The following is a 16,338-nucleotide window of genomic DNA, read 5'->3' as shown; positions in this document are numbered from 1 at the left end:
GTCGGGCTCCTCAGGCGATCTGCGCGGCGGCTTCGTATTCGGCCGGCTTGGCAGCACGCACGGTGCGCCAGGTGTTGTAGGCCATCAGCAGCATGCCGGTGAGGAAGAAACCACCGCCGATCATGCGCACGATGAAGCCCGGGTGGCTTGCGACCAGTGCTTCAACGAAGGAGTAGGTCAGGGTGCCGTCCTCGTTGACCGCGCGCCACATCAGGCCCTGGGTGATGCCGTTGACCCACATCGAGGCGATGTACAGCACGGTACCGATGGTGGCCAGCCAGAAGTGCGCGTTGATCAGACCGATGCTGTGCATCTGCGGACGGCCGAAGACTTTCGGGATCAGGTGGTAGAGCGAGCCGATGGAGATCATCGCCACCCAGCCGAGGGCGCCGGCGTGCACGTGGCCGATGGTCCAGTCGGTGTAGTGGGAGAGGGCGTTGACGGTCTTGATCGCCATCATCGGGCCTTCGAAGGTGGACATGCCGTAGAAGGCCAGGGATACCACCAGGAAGCGCAGGATCGGGTCGGTGCGCAGCTTATGCCAGGCGCCGGAGAGGGTCATCATGCCGTTGATCATGCCGCCCCAGCTCGGTGCCAGGAGGATCAGCGACATCACCATGCCCAGCGACTGCGCCCAGTCCGGCAGCGCGGTGTAGTGCAGGTGGTGCGGGCCGGCCCAGATGTACAGGGAGATCAGCGCCCAGAAGTGGACGATGGACAGGCGATAGGAATAGACCGGACGCTCGGCCTGCTTGGGCACGAAGTAGTACATCATGCCGAGGAAGCCGGTGGTCAGGAAGAAGCCCACGGCGTTGTGCCCGTACCACCACTGGACCATCGCATCGGTGGCGCCGGAGTAGGCGGAGTAGGACTTGAACCAGCTCACCGGCAGCGACATGTGGTTGACGATATGCAGCATCGCCGTCACCAGGATGAAGGCACCGTAGAACCAGTTGCCCACATAGATGTGCTTGACCTTGCGCTTGACGATGGTGCCGAAGAACACGATCGCGTAGGTGATCCAGACGATCGCCAGGAGGATGGCCAGCGGCCATTCCAGTTCGGCGTATTCCTTGGAGGTGGTGAAACCCTGCGGCAGGGTCAGCACGGCGCCCACGATCACGGCCTGCCAACCCCAGAAGGTGAAGGCCGCCAGCGTGTCTGAAATCAGTCGGGCTTGCGAGGTACGTTGCACCACGTAGTACGAGGTGGCGAAGAGGGCGCACCCACCGAAGGCGAAGATCACCGCGTTGGTGTGCAGGGGGCGAAGGCGGCCGAAGCTCGTCCACGGCAGGTCGAAGTTCAATTCGGGCCATACCAGTTGGGCGGCGATCAGGACACCGAGACCCATTCCAATGACCCCCCAGACCACCGTCATAACGGCGAACTGGCGGACCACCTTATAGTTATAAGCAGTCTGACTGATTGCTGTGCTCATGCTAGGGGTTCCACGGTTAATGGACTTTTTTAGGGACAAAAAATCGGCGGCAAGTATGGAGAAAGCGGGTGGGCATTGCAACGCGCCAGGCCAGGGGCGACGCCAGTTTGATGCCTGCTTCAGAGCGCTTTCCAAGGCGGCCGTATGGCTTTTTGGCGCTATCCGGGCAAGTGGGTTCGGCCGGTGAAGTTAGGTGTCCCGTCGCTCTGCCGGAGAGGGACGAATGCAGAGCAGCTTAGACGCGATTGAAAAGGAAGGGTAGGAAAGGCGTCCGCTGGTGCGACACTTCGTCGCGCCGCCTGGGACTAAGGTCTGAGACCGGGGGAAGGACCCGCGCCCGGGAGGGCGCGGGTGGGGGGAGGGGTCAGTTGCTGCCCTGGTTGTGCGACAGGTTGTAGATGTAGGCGGCCAGGATGTGCACCTTTTCCTTGCCCAGGTAGGGCTCCTGGGCCGGCATCTGGCCCTGGCGGCCATGGCGGATGGTTTGTTGGAGCTGGGCGTAGCTGGAGCCGTAGATGAACGCGCCGGGGTTGGTCAGGTTCGGCGCGCCGACCAGGGCGGTACCCTTGCCTTCCGGGCCGTGGCAGGCGACGCAGTTGACCGAGAAGATCTGCTTGCCGGCCTCGACGTCGGCCTTGGTGCCTTCCGGCAGCTTCAGCCCGGCGAGTTCGGTGCGGACGTAGGCGGCGACGTTCTTCACCCCGTCTTCGCCGAGGATGTCGCCCCAGGCCGCCATGATCGCGTGGCGACCGCCGAGGATGGTGGTCTCGATGCTCTGCGGGTCACCGCCCCAGCGCCACTCGTTGTCGGCCAGGTTGGGGAAGCCGAGGGCGCCCTTGGCGTCGGAACCGTGGCAGATCGAGCAGTAGGTGGCGAACATGCGGCTGCCCATCTTCATGGCGTGCTCGTCCTTGGCCACTTCCTCGATGGGCATGGCGGCGTACTTGGCGAAGATCGGCCCGTACTTCTCCTGGGCGATGTTCATCTCGCGTTCCCACTGCTTGTCCTGGGTCCAGCCGCCCTCGTAGCCCGGCAGCACGCCTTTCCAGTTACCCAGGCCCGGGTACAGGACCAGGTAGCCGACGGAGAAGACGATGGTGCCGATGTACAGCATGAACCACCACTTCGGCAGCGGGTTGTCGTACTCCTCGATGCCGTCGTAGGAGTGGCCCATGGTCTTTTCGGTAGTACCCTTGGCCTCGCCCTTGCGGGTGGCGAAGACCAGCCAGAGCAGGGCGATCAAGGTACCGACGGTAAGAGCTGTGATGTACAGACTCCAGAAGGTGGTCATTCTTTGTTACTCCTAGAAGCTTGCTCGACGTGCTTTTTGGCTTCGGGATCGTCTGCGAAGGGCAGCATCGTCGCTTCGTCGAAGCTCTTCTTGCGTTTGCCGCTGTAGGCCCAGATCACCAGACCGATGAAGGCGACCATGATCAGCAGCGTGCCGAGTCCTCGCAGCGTCCCGATATCCATTGCCGTCACCGTTTGTTCTTGATCGAGGTGCCGAGCACCTGCAGGTAGGCGACCACGGCGTCCATCTCGGTCTTGCCTTTCAGCGAGTCCTTGGCGCCCTTGATGTCTTCGTCGGTATAGGGCACGCCGAGGGTGCGCATCACTTCGAGCTTCTTCTCGATGTCCTTGCCGTCGAGCTTGTTCTCCACCAGCCACGGGTAGGCCGGCATCTTCGACTCGGGCACCACGTTGCGCGGGTTGAACAGGTGCGCGCGGTGCCAGTCGTCGGAGTAGCGGCTACCGACGCGGGCGAGGTCCGGACCGGTACGCTTGGAACCCCACAGGAAGGGGTGGTCCCAGACGCTCTCGCCGGCCACCGAGTAGTGGCCGTAGCGTTCGGTTTCGGCGCGGAACGGACGGATCATCTGCGAGTGGCAGCCGACGCAGCCTTCGCGGATATAGATGTCGCGGCCTTCCAGTTGCAGCGCGGTATAGGGCTTCATGCCTTCGACCGGGGTGTTGGTCACGTCCTGGAAGAACAGCGGCACGATCTGGGTCAGGCCGCCGATGCTCACGGCCACGGCCATGCATAGCGCCAGCAGGCCGACGTTCTTCTCGAGTATTTCGTGTTTCATGCTCGGCTCCTCAGGCGATCTGTGCGGCGGCTTCGTATTCGGCCGGCTTGGCAGCACTGACGGTGCGCCAGGTGTTGTAGGCCATCAGGAACATGCCGAGCAGGAAGATGAAACCGCCGAGCATGCGCACGATGAAGCCGGGGTGGCCGGCGGCCAGCGCTTCGACGAAGGAGTAGGTCAGGGTGCCGTCCTCGTTGACCGCGCGCCACATCAGGCCCTGGGTGATGCCGTTGACCCACATCGAGGCGATGTAAAGCACGGTACCGATGGTGGCCAGCCAGAAGTGCGCGTTGATCAGGCCCAGGCTGTACATCTTCTCGCGGCCGAAGACCTTCGGGATCAGGTGGTAGAGCGAGCCGATGGAAACCATCGCGACCCAGCCGAGGGCGCCGGCGTGTACGTGGCCGATGGTCCAGTCGGTGTAGTGGGAGAGGGCGTTGACGGTCTTGATCGCCATCATCGGGCCTTCGAAGGTGGACATGCCGTAGAACGCCAGGGACACCACCAGGAAGCGCAGGATCGGGTCGCTGCGCAGCTTATGCCAGGCGCCCGAGAGGGTCATCATGCCGTTGATCATGCCGCCCCAGCTCGGCGCCAGGAGGATCAGCGACATCACCATGCCCAGCGACTGCGCCCAGTCCGGCAGCGCGGTGTAGTGCAGGTGGTGCGGGCCGGCCCAGATGTACACCGCGATCAGCGCCCAGAAGTGGACGATGGACAGGCGGTAGGAGTAGACCGGACGCTCGGCCTGCTTGGGCACGAAGTAGTACATCATGCCGAGGAAGCCGGCGGTGAGGAAGAAGCCCACGGCGTTATGCCCGTACCACCACTGGACCATGGCGTCGGTGGCGCCGGCGTACAGCGAGTAGGACTTGGTGAAGGTCACCGGCAGCTCGAGGTTGTTCACCACGTGGAGCATGGCGACGGTGAGGATGAACCCGCCGAAGAACCAGTTGCCCACATAGATGTGCTTGACCTTGCGCTTGACCAGGGTGCCGAAGAACACCACCGCGTAGGCGACCCAGACCACCGTGATCAGGATGTCGATCGGCCATTCCAGCTCGGCGTACTCCTTGGACGAGGTGTAGCCCAGCGGCAGGCTGATGGCGGCCAGCAGGATCACCAGTTGCCAGCCCCAGAAGGTGAAGGAGGCGAGGGTGTCGGAGAACAGTCGCACCTGGCAGGTGCGCTGCACCGCGTAGTAGCTGGTGGCGAACAGTGCGCAACCGCCGAAGGCGAAGATCACCGCGTTGGTGTGCAGCGGGCGCAGGCGGCCGAAGCTCGTCCACGGCAAGCCGAAGTTCAGGTCGGGCCATACCAGCTGGGCGGCGATCAGGACACCGACGGTCATGCCGACGATGCCCCAGACCACGGTCATGATGGCGAATTGGCGGACCACCTTGTAGTTATAGGCGGACTCTGGGTTAGTGGTGCTCATGCTATGGGCTTCCATCCACGGTTATACGCTATGGCTTTTTCCGGCAGTTGGGATGCCGGGCGTCCCCCCATTGGGGCTGGTCTAATTGGCGTAATTAGCGAGAGGAAGCATGGATAATGGGGCGTTATGAAATATTGATCGGGATCAATTGGCTTCCCGACCCCCACTGCATACGAGGTGTGGCAAGTTGTCGCTGAAATGGAACCGCCCGGCCGGCTCGCTGTCGGCCACCCTGATTCTCGCCCATGGCGCCGGGGCGCCGATGGACAGCCCGTTCATGGAGCGCATCGCCGAACTGCTCGCCGCCCAGGGCATCGCCGTCGCGCGCTTCGAGTTTCCCTACATGGCCCAGCGCCGCGAGGACGGCCGCAAGCGTCCGCCGAATCCGCAGGCGCAGTTGCTCGACTGCTGGCGGCGAGTCCATGCGCAGGTCCGCGAGACCCTGGACGGGCCCTTGGCCCTGGGCGGCAAGTCGATGGGCGGGCGCATGGCCAGCCTGCTGGCCGACGAGCTGGGCGCGGATGCCCTGGTCTGCCTCGGCTACCCGTTCTACGCCGCCGGCAAGCCGGAGAAGCCGCGGGTCGCGCACCTCGCCGGGCTGCGCACGCCGACCCTGATCGTCCAGGGCGAGCGCGACGCCCTGGGCAACCGCGAGGCGGTGGCGGGCTATGCGCTGGCGCCGACGATCCGCCTGCACTGGCTGGCCGCGGCGGACCACGACCTCAAGCCGCTGAAGGCCTCCGGCCTGACCCACGAGCAGCACCTGGCGGCAACGGCGCGGGAGGTGGCCGGCTTCCTTCGCGGGCTCCAGGGCCATTAACGGTTCCTTAAGGCATCCCCTCATAAGCTGCGGCGCAACCACCCTCGCATCGAGGCGTGGGCGACTGACTTCTCTGAGGGGGGAAGACATGAACATGCATGCCGACGGTGAGCAGATCACCGCTATCGATACCCGCGAACGCATCCTGCTGACGGGGGCCACCGGCTTTCTCGGCGGTTCGGTCGCCGCCCAGCTGATCGCCGCCGGGCACGGCGCCAACCTGTCCTTCCTGGTCCGCGCCGAATCCCGCCAGCAGGGGCTCGAACGCCTGCGCGGCAACCTGCTGATGCATGGCGTCGACGAAGCCGACTGCCTGGCACTGCGGGCGGAGCAGATCCTCTGCGGCGATTTCCTCGACACCTCCTGGCTGGCCCGCGAGACGCCGCGCCTGATGCAGGTGGAGCGGGTGATCAATTGCGCCGCCGTGGCGTCGTTCTCGAAGAACCCGACCATCTGGCCGGTCAACGTCGACGGCACTTTCGCCTTCGCCGACGTGCTGAGCCGTTCGAAGCGACTGAAGCGTTTCCTCCACGTCGGTACCGCGATGTGCTGCGGACCGCAGCGAGAGTCGCCGATCAGCGAGTCCTGGGAATTCCCGGCGGCGGAGCAGCAACTGGTGGACTACACCGCGTCTAAGGCGGAAATCGAGCGGCGCATGCGCGAGGAACTGCCGGGCCTGCCCCTGGTGGTGGCGCGGCCATCCATCGTGGTGGGCCACCGTACCCTTGGCTGCCAGGCCTCCGGCAGCATCTTCTGGGTCTTCCGCATGGGCTTCGCCCTGGAAAGCTTCACCTGCGGCCTGGACGAGCAGATCGACGTGATTCCGGTCGACTACTGCGCCGAGGCGCTGATCGGCCTGGCGCTGAAGCCGTGCCTGGGGCACAGCCTCTATCATATCTCCGCCGGCCATCGCGCGGCCTGCACCTTCGGCGAGATCGACGAGGCCTTCGCCCGCGCCAACGGGGCGGCGCCGGTAGGCGAGCGCTACCGCAAGGTGGAGGTGGACGACCTCAAGGAACTGGCGAAGAGCTTCGAGTCGCGCATCGGCCCGGCCAATCCGCGTCTGGTCCTGCGCGCGTTGCGCTTGTACAGCGGCTTTGCCGACCTCAACTACCTGTTCGACAACAGCCGTCTGCTTGAGGAGGGGATCTCCGCGCCGCCGCGCTTCACTGACTACCTCGACGTCTGCGTGCAGTCGTCAAGCGCGGTGAGCATCCCGGCGCAGATGCAATGGGACTTCAAGTGACGGCAGGCGCGGGGAGCTTCCTCCCCGCGGCCTGATCTCAGCGGTTGAAGCGCTCGACCAGGGAATACTGGCTCTGCGCGGTGGTGGTCAGTTCCTCGCTCAGTTTCGCCGTGCGCAGCGCCTCGTCGGAGGTCTGCTCGGCCAGGGCGGCGATGGTGCTGATGTTGCGGTTGATTTCCTCGGCCACCGCGCTCTGTTCCTCCGCGGCGGCGGCGATCTGGGTGGTCATCTCGGTGATGTTGCTGACCGCCTCGCTGATGCCGACCAGCGCGCTGTCGGCTTCCAGCACCCGCTGGACCCCGGCTTCGGCCTGCTGCAGGCCGCTCTCCATGGTATGTACCGCATCGTTGGCGGTGTTCTGCAACTTGGCGATCAGATGGTGGATCTGCTCGGTGGAGGCCGCGGTGCGTTGCGCCAGCGAGCGCACTTCGTCGGCCACCACGGCGAAGCCGCGTCCCTGGTCGCCGGCCCGCGCCGCCTCGATGGCGGCGTTGAGAGCGAGCAGGTTGGTCTGGTCGGCGATGCCCTTGATCACATCGACCACGCCGCCGATCTCGTTGCTGTCCTGGGCCAGGCGACTCACCGCGGCCCCGGTCTCGCCCACCGACTCCGACAGGCGCTGGATGGCGTTGCGCGTCTCCGCGGCGATGTCGCGGCCGCGCGAGGTCAGTTCGTTGGCCTTCTGTGTGGCGTCGGCGGTCAACTGGACATTGTTCGCCACTTCCTGGGTGGTGGCGGCCATCTCGTTGACCGCGGTGGCCACCTGTTCGGTCTCTGCGCGCTGCTGTTCCAGACCGGCGGAGCTGTGGTGGGCCAGGGTGTCGGCCTGGCGCGCCTGTTCGGTGAGGTATTCGGCGGTGTCCTGCAGGCGCGTCAGGCAGGTCTTCAGGCGCGCGTCCTGGCTGAGGATGGCCATTTCCAGGCGCGCCTGGTCGCCGCGGCTGTCGGTGTACATCTGCGCGATCAGCGGGTCGGAGGTGGTCTGTTCGGCGAGCCGCATCAGGCGCTTCAGCCCGCGCTTCTGCCAGCGCAGTCCGGCCAGGCCGAGCGGAACGGCGAGCAGGCCGGCGAGGATGAAGCCCCACCAGGAGTTCAGCCAGATACCGATGAGGAAGCCGATCTGGCTGATCAGGATGAACGGCAGCCAGTCGAGCAGTACCGGCAGCCAGCGGTCGCGCCGGGGGATCGCCGGCTTGCCGGCGCCGAGGCGACGGTAGAGGGCCTCGGCGCGCTGGATCTGTTCGGCGGTCGGCTTGACCCGCACCGACTCGTAGCCGACCACCGCGCCCTGGTCGTAGATCGGCGTGACATAGGCGCTGACCCAGTAGTGGTCGCCGTTCTTGCAGCGGTTCTTGACGATCCCCATCCACGGGCGGCCGGCTTTGAGGGTGGTCCACATGTGGGCGAACACCGCCGGCGGGACGTCGGGGTGACGGATCAGGTTGTGCGGCGCGGACATCAGCTCCTCGCGACTGAAGCCGCTGATGTCGATGAAGGCTTCGTTGCAGTAGGTGATGATGCCTTTGAGATTGGTGGTGGTGATCAGGCGTTGTTCCGCCGGATAGACGCGCTCGTGCTGGGTGATGGGCTGATTGTTGCGCATGGGCCTTCCAAAACAAGTGAAGCATTTACCTCTGCATCGGCGAAAACGCCTTTCACATGAGGGATTTGTGAATGCTTTCACGAGGAAAAACAGATAGCTATTGACCCAAAGCATGAGAACCGACCACGTGGTCGGATAGATGGCGGATTCGCTGATGGAGGTCAATGCGTTACGGTTTCGTGTCGTTCCCGGCGGCGCGCATGGGCTGGGGAGGGGCCTGGCGGATAAGCGCGAGGCGGCCATCCGCCGGTCCTGCGGGGTATCGGCGGATGACGCCGGGGCGTCGTTCGCCCTGCGAAGCGCTCGCGGCCCCGGGCGCCGGAATGAAAAAGGGGTGGCCGAAGCCACCCCTCCGCGCGTACCGCCGCTGCCTCAGAGCATGCTGCGCAGCACGTAGTGGAGGATGCCGCCGGCCTTGAAGTACTCGACCTCGTTGAGGGTGTCGATGCGGCAGAGGACCTTGAAGCTGTCCTGGCTGCCGTCCTCGCGGGTCACTTCCACGCTGAGCGGCATGTGCGGTTTGAGTTCGCCGCCGAGGCCGCGGATGTTCAGCACCTCCTTGCCGGTCAGCTTCAGGCTCTTGCGGTCCTGGCCGTTCTCGAACTGCAACGGCAGCACGCCCATGCCGACCAGGTTGGAGCGGTGGATGCGCTCGAAGCTCTCCGCGATCACCGCCTTCACGCCCAGCAGGTTGGTACCCTTGGCCGCCCAGTCGCGCGACGAGCCGGTGCCGTATTCCTTGCCGGCGACGATCACCAGCGGGGTGCAGTCCTCCTGGTAACGCATGGCCGCGTCGTAGATCGCCAGTTTCTCGCCGCTGGGCACGTACAGGGTATTGCCGCCTTCCTCGCCGCCGAGCATCTCGTTCTTGATGCGGATGTTGGCGAAGGTGCCGCGCATCATCACCTCATGGTTGCCGCGACGGGAGCCGTAGGAGTTGAAGTCCTTCGGTTCCACGCCGTGCTCGCGCAGGTAGCGGCCGGCCGGGCTGTCGGCCTTGATGTTGCCGGCAGGGGAGATGTGGTCGGTGGTCACCGAGTCGCCCAGCACCGCCAGCACCCGCGCCTGCTCGACGTCGGCGATGGCCGGCGGCGCCTCGGCGATGTGTTCGAAGAAGGGTGGATGCTGGATGTAGGTGGAGTCGGCCTGCCACTCGTAGGTGTCCGACTGCGGCACCTGGATCGCCTGCCATTTCTCGTCGCCGGCGAAGACCTCGGCGTACTCCTTGTGGAACATCTCGGTGTCGACCTTCTGGATCGCCTCGGCGATTTCCTTCTGGCTCGGCCAGATGTCCTTCAGGTAGACCGGCTGGCCGTCCTTGCCGGTGCCCAGCGGTTCCTCGCTGAGGTTGATCCGCACGCTGCCGGCCAGGGCGTAGGCCACCACCAGCGGCGGCGAGGCCAGCCAGTTGGTCTTCACCAACGGGTGCACGCGGCCTTCGAAGTTGCGGTTGCCGGAGAGTACCGAGGCGACGGTCAGGTCGGCCTGCTGGATGGCTTTCTCGATCGGCTCCAGCAGCGGGCCGGAGTTGCCGATGCAGGTGGTGCAGCCGTAGCCGACCAGATCGAAGCCGAGTTCGTCGAGGTAGCGGGTCAGGCCGGCGGCCTTGAAGTAGTCGGTGACCACCTTGGAGCCCGGCGCCAGCGAACTCTTCACCCAGGGCTTGCGTTGCAGGCCTTTCTCCACTGCCTTCTTCGCCAGCAGGCCGGCGGCCATCATCACGCTGGGGTTGGAGGTGTTGGTGCAGGAGGTGATGGCGGCGATCACCACCGCGCCGTTCTTCAGGCGGTGGGTCTGGCCGTCGTGCTGGTAGTCGATCTCGCCGAAGGCGGCGTTGGCGCCGACCGCGGTGCCGCCGCCGCCCTCGCTGAGCAGGCGGCCTTCTTCGGTGCTGGAGGGATGCAGTTGCAGGCCGAGGAACTCGTTGAAGGCGCTGGCGACGTTCTGCAGGGCCACGCGGTCCTGCGGGCGCTTCGGTCCGGCCAGGCTGGCCTCGACTTCGCCCATGTCCAGGTGCAGGGTGTCGGTGAACACCGGCTCGTGGCCCTTCTCGCGCCACAGGCCCTGTTCCTTGCTGTAGGCCTCGACCAGCTTGACCGTGCTTTCCGGACGTCCGGACAGGCGCAGGTAGCCGAGGGTGATCTCGTCCACCGGGAAGAAGCCGCAGGTGGCGCCGTATTCCGGGGCCATGTTGGCGATGGTGGCGCGGTCCGCCAGGGGCAGGTCGGCCAGGCCGTCGCCGTAGAACTCGACGAATTTCCCCACCACGCCCTTCTTGCGCAGCATCTGCGTGACGGTCAGCACCAGGTCGGTGGCGGTGATGCCCTCGCGCAGCTTGCCGGTGAGCTTGAAGCCGATGACCTCGGGGATCAGCATCGATACCGGCTGGCCGAGCATGGCGGCTTCCGCCTCGATGCCGCCGACGCCCCAGCCGAGCACGCCGAGGCCGTTGATCATGGTGGTGTGGGAGTCGGTGCCGACCAGGGTGTCGGGGAAGGCGTAGGTCCTGCCATCCTCGTCCTTGGTCCAGACCGTGCGGCCCAGGTACTCCAGGTTGACCTGGTGGCAGATGCCGGTGCCCGGCGGTACCACGCTGAAGTTGTCGAAGGCGTTCTGGCCCCAGCGCAGGAAGGCGTAGCGTTCGCCGTTGCGCTGCATCTCGATCTCGACGTTCTGTTCGAAGGCCGATTCGCTGGCGAACTTGTCGACCATCACCGAGTGGTCGATGACCAGGTCCACCGGCGACAGCGGGTTGATCTTCTGCGGGTCGCCGCCGGCCTTGGCCATGGCCGCGCGCATGGCGGCCAGGTCGACCACCGCGGGCACCCCGGTGAAGTCCTGCATCAGGACCCGCGCCGGGCGGTACTGGATCTCGCGGTCGGAACGGCGCTCCCTGAGCCAGCCGGCGAGGGCCTTGAGGTCGTCGCCGGTGACGGTGCTGCCGTCCTCCCAGCGCAGGAGGTTTTCCAGCAGGACCTTCAGCGACATCGGCAGCTTGCCGAGATCGCCCAGGGTCCGGGCGGCTTCCGGGAGGCTGTAGTAGTGGTAGGTCTTGCCGTCCACAGCGAGACTGCGAAGGGTTTTCAGGCTGTCCAAAGCAGGCATTTCTGATTTCCTCACGGCGGGCCCGGGGGCGGCGGGCCTGGCCTCGTCCTGACGCCAGGCCCGTCGTCGAGCCGATAGTGCCTGGCTTCGCCCGGGACCCGCGGCGTCCGCGGACGCCAGGATGCCGTTACCTCGGTAATGCGCGGTGGCCCGATCCCATCGGTACCGGCCGCTGGCGAGAGTCAGACTTTGGGATAGCGTTGTTCGAAACCTTCAAGCTAGACCGGCTCGAGGGCTCCTGCCATATACACTGGACCGACGAACGGTCGCTGCAGTTCCCTTGAGGCATGCCCGGCACTATAGTGCGCGGCCAAGGAGACAACCCCATGAATACCCTGTTGATGCACTGCCGGCCAGGCTTCGAAGGTGAAGTCTGCGCCGAAATCGCCGAGCATGCAGCCACTCTCGAGATTCCCGGCTACGCCAAGAGCAAGCCGGCCAGCGCCCACGTCGAGTTCGTCTGCCAGGACGCCGACGGCGCCGAGCGCCTGATGCGCCGCCTGCGTTTCGCCGACTTGATCTTCCCGCGCCAGTGGGCGCGCGGACCCGGCTTCATCGAATTGCCGGAAAGCCAGCGCATCGAGGTGCTGCTGGCGGAACTGGCGAGTTATCCGGTTTGCGGCAGCCTCTGGCTGGAGGTGCTGGACACCAATGCCGGCAAGGAGGTGTCGACCTTCTGCCGCAAGTTCGAGAAACCGCTGCGCGCGGCGCTGGTGAAGGCCGGGCGGTTGCAGGAGGACCCGGCGCTGCCGCGCCTGCTGCTGACCTTCCGCTCCGGCCGGGAAGTCTTCGTCGGCCTCGCCGAGCCGCGCAACAGCGCGCTCTGGCCGATGGGCATCCCGCGCCTGAAGTTTCCCCGCGAGGCGCCGAGCCGTTCGACGCTGAAGCTGGAGGAAGCCTGGCACCAGTTCATCCCGCGCAGCGAATGGGACAAGCGTCTGGCGCCGGACATGCTCGCCGTGGACCTCGGCGCGGCGCCGGGCGGCTGGACCTGGCAACTGGTGAACCGGGAGATGCGGGTGACCGCCGTGGACAACGGGCCGATGGCGGAGAACCTGATGTATTCCGGACTGGTCGACCACCAGAAGGTCGACGGCTACCAGTACCGCCCGCGCCAGCGGGTCGACTGGATGGTCTGCGACATCGTCGAGAAGCCGGCACGCACCGGTGCGTTGATCGAGACCTGGATCGGCGAAGGGCTTTGCCGCGAGGCGGTGGTCAACCTCAAGCTGCCGATGAAGCAGCGCTACGCCGAGGTGCGCAAGATCCTCCAGCGCCTGCGCGAGAGCTTCGACGCGCGCGGCCTGAAGGTAGCGATCGGCTGCAAGCAGCTGTATCACGACCGCGAGGAAGTGACCTGCCATCTACGCCGCCTCGAACGCTGAGGGGCGGCGGCATTCCGGCCGGGGACAGGTGACCGGCCGCGCCGCATGCGCGACAATGCGCGGATTCTGTTGCGGAGTTTCCCGATGACCCATTCTGTCGACGCCATTCTCGACGCCACCGGCCTGAACTGTCCCGAGCCGGTGATGATGCTGCACAACAAGGTCCGCGACCTGGCGCCCGGCGGCCTGCTCAAGGTGATCGCCACCGATCCCTCGACCCGCCGCGACATCCCCAAGTTCTGCGTGTTCCTCGGCCACGAGCTGGTCGAGCAGCAGGAAGAGGCGGGCACCTATCTCTACTGGATTCGCAAGAAGGCCGACTAGGCCTTCCGCGGACCCCGCCATCCCTCGCGCTTCAGCGCAGCTTCTCCATGAGCTGGTAGTACCACATCCCGGCGGCCAGCATCGGATTGCCGAAGAGGTCGCCCAGCGGCACCCTGAGGTGCTTGCAACGGGCGAAGGTGTCGAACTGCTCCAGGCTCCCGCTCATCGCCTTGGCCATGATCTCGCCCATGATGTGGCTGGTGGCCACGCCATGCCCCGAGTAGCCCTGGCAGTACCAGACGTTGTCGGAGAGCTTGCCGAGCTGGGGGATCCGGTTCATCACGATGCCCATGGCGCAACTCCACTGGAACTCGATCTCCACGCCCTTCAGGCGCGGGAAGGTGCGCTCGATGCATGGCCGCAGCTCGGCGGCGATGTCCCGCGAGTCGCGGCCCGAGTAGTTGGCGCCGCCACCGAACAGCAGGCGGCCGTCGGCGGTGGGGCGGTAGTAATCGAGGACGAAGCGGCAATCGTAGACCGCCAGCCCCTGCGGGTTGATCTCCCGTGCCAGCTCGCCCAGCGGCCGGGTGGTAACGATTCCGCCCATGGCCGGGAAGATCATCCCCTTGAGCTGCCTGCGTTCGAGCTTGTGGTAGACATCGCCGGCAAGCAGGATCTGCTGCGCCTCGATCCTTCCCTCGCGGGTAATCACCGCCGGCCGCGGGCCGTGGACGATATCCAGCACCTCGGAATGTTCGAAGATCAGCGCGCCGAGGCCGGCCGCCGCCCTGGCCTCGCCGATGCACAGGTTGAGCGGGTGCAGGTGCATGTTGCGGGTGTTCTTCAGCGCGCCGCAGTACAGCTCGGTCTCCAGGTGGGCCTGGACGCCGGCCTTGTCCAGCAGGACCACCTGGTCGCCCATGCCGCGGCGCACCGCCTCCTCGTAGGAGGCCTGCAGCTCGCCCATGTGGCTGGCCTTCATCGCCGCGTGCAGGTGGCCATGGCGAAGGTCGCAGGCGATGCCGTACTTCTCCACCCGCTGGCGGATGATCTCGTGGCCGCGCCAGCGCAGGTGCCAGATGAAGTCCTCGACCTCGGCGCCCAGCCATTGGCGCATCTGCTTGTGCATCGCCGCGTCGCCGGACAGGCTGCCGGTGACCTGGCCGCCGTTGCGCCCGCTGGCGCCCCAGCCGATGCGATGGGTCTCGACCAGGGCTACCTTGTAGCCACGCTCGGCCAGTTCGACCGCCGTGGCGACGCCGGTGAAGCCGCCGCCGATGATGGCGATGTCGACCGTCACCGCGCCCAGCAGGGTCGGATAGTCGGTTTCTTCGTTGAGCGTGGCGGCGTAGTAGGACGGCGCGCGTTCCGCGGCCGGACGGGGATGGATTGCTGCGTTCATCGGGTATTCCTTGTTCCAGTGCGGCGCGTCCTGCCGGCGCGCCGCCGTATGCGGGCGGGTCCGGGATCTCAGGCCTGGGTCAGGTACCAGCGCCAGTCCTGCTCGCCGACCTCGCCCATGAATTGCCGGTATTCCGCGCGCTTCACCGCCAGGTAGACGCCGAGGAACGGCTCGCCGAAGGCTTCCCGCGCCCACTCGGAGCCTTGCAGGGTATCGAGGGCGGTCAGCCAGTCGGTGGGCAGGCGCTTGCCGGCCTGGGCGTAGCCGTTGCCCTCCACCGGCGCACCCGGATCGATGCCTTCGCGGATGCCGCGGTGGACCCCGGCGAGGAGCGCCGCGGCGGCCAGGTAGGGGTTGGCGTCGGCGCCGCAGATGCGGTGCTCGATATGCCGACTGGAGGCCGGGCCGCCCGGCACGCGCAGGCTCACGGTGCGGTTGTCGACGCCCCAGGTCTGCGCCAGCGGCGCGTAGCTGTTGGCCTGGAAGCGCCGGTAGGAGTTGGCGTTGGGACAGAACAGCAGGAGCGAGTCGAGCAGGCTGGCGAGCATGCCGCCGACCGCCTGGCGCAGCAACGGCGTGCCGGCGGGGTCGTCGCTGGCGAACAGGTTGTGGCCTTGTTCGTCGGCCAGGCTGACGTGCAGGTGCATGCCAGTGCCGGCCAGGTCGTCGAACGGCTTGGCCATGAAGCAGGCGAGCATCCCGTGCTTGTGCGCGATGCCCTTGACCAGGCGCTTGTAGCGGATCGCCTGGTCCATGGCGGCGAGGGCGTCGCTGTGGTCGAGGGTGATTTCCACCTGGCCCGGGGCATATTCCGAGATCGCCGTGCGTGCCGGCAGGCCCTGCGCCTTGCAGGCGGCATAGAGGTCGGCGAGGAACGGCTCGATCTGCTCCAGTTCGCGCAGGCCGTAGACCTGGGTCGCCCGTGGGCGGCCGCCATCGGCGTCGCGGGCCGGTTGCGGGCGGCCGTTGGCGTCGCGCTCACGGTCGAGCAGGTAGAACTCCAGCTCGGCGGCCATCACCGGGTGATAGCCCTCGCTCTTCAGCGCGTCGATGGTGCGCACCAGGAGGTGGCGCGGATCGGCGACGCTGGCGGGCAGGCCCTCGCTCGGGTGCATGCTGACCTGCACCGCCGCCGTCGGGATCTGTCGCCAGGGCAGGCGCACCAGGCTGCCGGACAGGGGGTAGGCGCGGCAGTCGATGTCGCCGACGTCCCAGACCAGGCCAGAGTCCTCGACGTCCTCGCCGTTCATCGTCAGCCCGAGGATGGTGCTCGGCAGCGGCCGGCCGCTGCGGTAGACGGCCAGCAGCTCGTCGCGGTGCAGCAGCTTGCCGCGCGGCACGCCGTTGGCGTCGAGAATGAACAGTTCGAAGAGTTCGATGTCGGGGTTGGCGGCCAGGAAATCCTGGGCTTCTTGTTCGCAGGCGAAGTTCATGGGGCTCTCTTGTCGGTCTTGTCCGGTAGCGTCGCGACGCTCGCAGCGGCGCTCCGGCGACGGCAGCGTCGCGGAACGGCATGCAAGCGGCAGGCCGGCCCCGCCGTTGCGCGGGGC

13 protein-coding genes are annotated in these 16,338 nt (G+C 66.3%); 4 read left to right on the top strand and 9 right to left on the bottom strand.

Annotation, left to right across the window (positions count from 1 at the left end; genetic code table 11):
- Nucleotides 1–10: 10 nt before the first annotated feature.
- The 5 genes from ccoN (ACI766_RS18020) to ccoN (ACI766_RS18000) all read right to left on the bottom strand — a co-directional run bounded on the left by ccoN (ACI766_RS18020) (nucleotide 11) and on the right by ccoN (ACI766_RS18000) (nucleotide 4,963).
- Nucleotides 11–1,438, bottom strand: a complete 1,428-nt coding sequence (ccoN, locus tag ACI766_RS18020) for a cytochrome-c oxidase, cbb3-type subunit I (protein WP_003087306.1) — start codon at nucleotides 1,436–1,438, stop codon at nucleotides 11–13.
- Between the two features lie 364 nt (nucleotides 1,439–1,802).
- Nucleotides 1,803–2,729 carry a cytochrome-c oxidase, cbb3-type subunit III gene (gene ccoP, locus ACI766_RS18015; protein WP_003087308.1) on the bottom strand — a complete coding sequence of 309 codons (927 nt, stop codon included), beginning with the start codon at nucleotides 2,727–2,729 and terminating at the stop codon, nucleotides 1,803–1,805.
- Entirely contained in the window at nucleotides 2,726–2,911 is a 186-nt protein-coding gene (locus ACI766_RS18010) for a CcoQ/FixQ family Cbb3-type cytochrome c oxidase assembly chaperone (protein ID WP_003087314.1), read from the bottom strand. The genes ccoP and ACI766_RS18010 overlap by 4 nt, the downstream gene beginning before the upstream one ends.
- A gap of 5 nt (nucleotides 2,912–2,916) precedes the next feature.
- On the bottom strand, nucleotides 2,917–3,525 hold the full coding sequence (gene ccoO, locus ACI766_RS18005) for a cytochrome-c oxidase, cbb3-type subunit II (protein WP_003087318.1): 609 nt from the start codon (nucleotides 3,523–3,525) through the stop codon (nucleotides 2,917–2,919).
- A gap of 10 nt (nucleotides 3,526–3,535) precedes the next feature.
- Nucleotides 3,536–4,963: a cytochrome-c oxidase, cbb3-type subunit I gene (gene ccoN / locus ACI766_RS18000; protein WP_003087322.1), complete on the bottom strand. Its 1,428-nt coding sequence runs from the start codon at nucleotides 4,961–4,963 to the stop codon at nucleotides 3,536–3,538.
- Between the two features lie 187 nt (nucleotides 4,964–5,150).
- Between ccoN (ACI766_RS18000) and ACI766_RS17995 the strand changes: the two genes are divergently transcribed.
- Nucleotides 5,151–5,783, top strand: coding sequence for an alpha/beta family hydrolase (locus ACI766_RS17995; RefSeq protein ID WP_003105994.1), 633 nt, complete (start codon nucleotides 5,151–5,153; stop codon nucleotides 5,781–5,783).
- Between the two features lie 88 nt (nucleotides 5,784–5,871).
- Complete coding sequence (cprA, locus tag ACI766_RS17990; RefSeq protein ID WP_003087328.1) at nucleotides 5,872–7,029, top strand: cationic peptide resistance protein CprA; 1,158 nt, start codon at nucleotides 5,872–5,874, stop codon at nucleotides 7,027–7,029.
- A 37-nt stretch (nucleotides 7,030–7,066) separates the two neighbouring features.
- Here cprA and ACI766_RS17985 read toward each other — a convergent pair whose 3' ends face one another.
- A complete protein-coding gene (locus tag ACI766_RS17985; protein ID WP_003087330.1) occupies nucleotides 7,067–8,632 on the bottom strand; it encodes a methyl-accepting chemotaxis protein in 1,566 nt (521 codons plus the stop codon).
- 372 nt (nucleotides 8,633–9,004) lie between these two features.
- Complete coding sequence (acnA, locus tag ACI766_RS17980; RefSeq protein ID WP_023122201.1) at nucleotides 9,005–11,737, bottom strand: aconitate hydratase AcnA; 2,733 nt, start codon at nucleotides 11,735–11,737, stop codon at nucleotides 9,005–9,007.
- A 326-nt stretch (nucleotides 11,738–12,063) separates the two neighbouring features.
- Here acnA and rlmM point away from each other — a divergent pair, with 326 nt between their 5' ends.
- Nucleotides 12,064–13,122: a 23S rRNA (cytidine(2498)-2'-O)-methyltransferase RlmM gene (gene rlmM, locus ACI766_RS17975; RefSeq protein ID WP_003087345.1), complete on the top strand. Its 1,059-nt coding sequence runs from the start codon at nucleotides 12,064–12,066 to the stop codon at nucleotides 13,120–13,122.
- Nucleotides 13,123–13,206: 84 nt separating this feature from the next.
- Complete coding sequence (gene tusA, locus ACI766_RS17970) at nucleotides 13,207–13,446, top strand: sulfurtransferase TusA (RefSeq protein WP_003105999.1); 240 nt, start codon at nucleotides 13,207–13,209, stop codon at nucleotides 13,444–13,446.
- A 31-nt stretch (nucleotides 13,447–13,477) separates the two neighbouring features.
- On the opposite strand, the gene ACI766_RS17965 is transcribed toward tusA, so the two are convergent.
- Nucleotides 13,478–14,788: an NAD(P)/FAD-dependent oxidoreductase gene (locus ACI766_RS17965; RefSeq protein WP_003106000.1), complete on the bottom strand. Its 1,311-nt coding sequence runs from the start codon at nucleotides 14,786–14,788 to the stop codon at nucleotides 13,478–13,480.
- A 68-nt stretch (nucleotides 14,789–14,856) separates the two neighbouring features.
- Nucleotides 14,857–16,221 (bottom strand): glutamine synthetase family protein, encoded by a 1,365-nt coding sequence (locus tag ACI766_RS17960; RefSeq protein ID WP_023122199.1) that lies wholly within the window; start codon nucleotides 16,219–16,221, stop codon nucleotides 14,857–14,859.
- Between the last annotated feature and the right edge of the window lie 117 nt (nucleotides 16,222–16,338).

The organism is Pseudomonas sp. DL, assembly GCF_047199225.1.
Taxonomy (GTDB): domain Bacteria; phylum Pseudomonadota; class Gammaproteobacteria; order Pseudomonadales; family Pseudomonadaceae; genus Pseudomonas; species Pseudomonas aeruginosa.
This window is presented reverse-complemented; position numbering and strand designations above follow the sequence as displayed.